1 protein-coding gene is annotated in these 2,205 nt (G+C 51.1%); it reads left to right on the top strand.

Features of this window, described 5'->3' with window-relative positions:
- Positions 1-367 precede the first annotated feature (367 nt).
- Complete coding sequence (locus Xedl_RS19300) at positions 368-2,125, top strand: type VI secretion system baseplate subunit TssF (RefSeq protein ID WP_074025329.1); 1,758 nt, start codon at positions 368-370, stop codon at positions 2,123-2,125.
- The last annotated feature ends 80 nt before the right edge of the window (positions 2,126-2,205 follow it).

The following is a 2,205-nucleotide window of genomic DNA, read 5'->3' as shown; positions in this document are numbered from 1 at the left end:
CGGCTACCGTTCCTGTAATAGCCTGTTCTTATACAAGGTAGTGATATACCGATGTAGTGAGAAGGAAGCAGGGTGCGGATGACATCATGGCGCGGATAATTTTTCCATTATGACGCCGGATATATGGTCGCAAACCGTATAACTTAGTGCTTGCACGACTGGGGCGTCCATATATGGTATAAGGATCTCGGACACGTCAAATTCCGCCAACCTCCCCATATTCCACCAAAATCAGACAAAAATTGGATTTAATTAGTTAATTAATTTTATTGGTTAGCGTGTACAATAAACCACCTTTACAGACTGGGTGCCTATTTAAATTCAGCACAGAACTGCTCCCGGACAGATAAAACATAAGTAAAATTCAATGAAAAACAACAAGGAATCACTGTACCTGCAAGAACGCGCTTATCTGCGAGAACTGGCGCAGCGTGTGGCGAAAGACTCGCCGCATTTGGCCGATTTTCTGTCTTCATTCCATGATCCCGATATTGAACGTATTTTTGAAGCCTTTGCTCTGTTGATTGCCAACTTGCGGGATAAACTGGAAGACGATCTTCCCGAAATCACGCACGGTATTCTGTCCCGTATCTGGCCGCTGGCGTTGTGTCCCCTTCCTCCCACCACGATAATGCAGTTCTATCCTGCCGATGGCGAACATCAGGGCACCGCCGATATTCCGGCAGGCACATCCGTTTCTGCTCATCTGAACGGGCAATTACTGACCTTTAAAACCTGTCGTCCGCTGCATATCGAACCATTGGTCGTGCAACAACGCACGGTGAAAAAAACCGGCACCCACAGTGAAATTATGCTGACCCTGTGCCAGACCGGCACGGCATCCCCGGTCTGGCAAAGTGGCGCATTAACTTTTTTCCTCGGCACTGACACCGAAAAGGCCGCCCAGCTCAGCCTGTGGCTGGATCAACATATCTGTGATATCAGCCTGAACACACAGGGTGAGCGGCGAACAATGAAAAGTTTTCCTGATGGCTGGCATGGCTTGCTTGACGAACCGTTGCTGCCCACCGCCAAAAGTCCCTATTCCGGCCTGCAACCGTTGGTGGAATATTATGCACTATCCCAACTGTATAACTTTGTCACGCTGGATATCAGCAGCAGTTGTGCAAAAGTCCCGCTGAATGACGATGGCACGTTTGAGCTGATTTTGCGTTTCGGGGGTGAATTGCCACTGGAGGATGTCGAGGGGGCATTTTTGTTGGGTTGTGTGCCGGCGATCCATCTGGAAAACCAGGCCAGCCCACCTGTCCGGTTGGAAGCCGGTAATCACCGCTATCCGCTGCCATTGGGGGGATCGGTGTGCTTGTACCGGCTGCAGGAGGTTCAGGTGGTGGTGCAGCCCGAAGACAGTGAGCAGCGTGGCACGCCTTATCACTGGCTGCCGATTGAGCAGTTTGTTCCCGCCGGGCGTTTTTTCGATGACGATGCGCAACCCGATACGTTTTACTACCAGCTCCAGACTGAATCTGATTTTCTGGGCAGAACCCTGCACCGGCTGTGCTTTTTTGATTTGGCCGGCAATCCGACAAACAATCTGCCGGATATTGCTGTCTCGTGCTCTTTCATCGGCTACCATGAGCAGGCACTGACGCTGGAACAAGGCGCAATTACTGTGACGCCGGAAAGTGCACCGTCCCATCTTGATGTGCAGAATATTATTCCGGTGGTGACCGATTATCCGCCATTGTTACAGGAAAATAACGGCTGGCCGCTGCTCTCCTGTCTTTCCAGCCCACCGATGATGCTGTTTGCCACCGACAGCCTGAAACAGTTTCTCCGGTTGTTTGACCCGTATGCTGACACGCATCGCCCCTTGAGCCGCCAGTTCCGCCAACACATTGACGGCATTGTACAGGTGGAAGAGCGTCTGACTGACCGGATGCGGCGGGGGCGCCCCATTCGCGGGCATTTACTCTCACTGACTCTGAACCCCGATTGTTATCGTAATCAGGGAGAAATGTATCGCTTCTGCCGGTTAATCAATCAGGCACTGGCTTGTTTTATCACCCAATCTTCGTTTGTCATGCTGGAGATTTTCACCCCGGACAGTCACAAGGTGCTATGGCAGTTCTGGCATGTCGATGGATTACGCCCGGCCATGTAAGGCATGCATGTCATAACCGATAAGGAATAAAAATGAAAAGTGGATTACGTTTTACCTGCCACATCGCCGGTGTGCCGGAA

The sequence above is a fragment of the Xenorhabdus eapokensis genome (assembly GCF_001908105.1).
Note: the sequence above shows the minus strand (reverse complement) of the source record. Positions and strands in the feature narration are given on the sequence as shown.

What these genes read in the sequence shown, in the direction of transcription:
- Xedl_RS19300 (WP_074025329.1), top strand. Translation starts at nt 368, where the DNA reads ATGAAAAACAACAAGGAATCACTGTACCTGCAAGAACGCGCTTATCTG.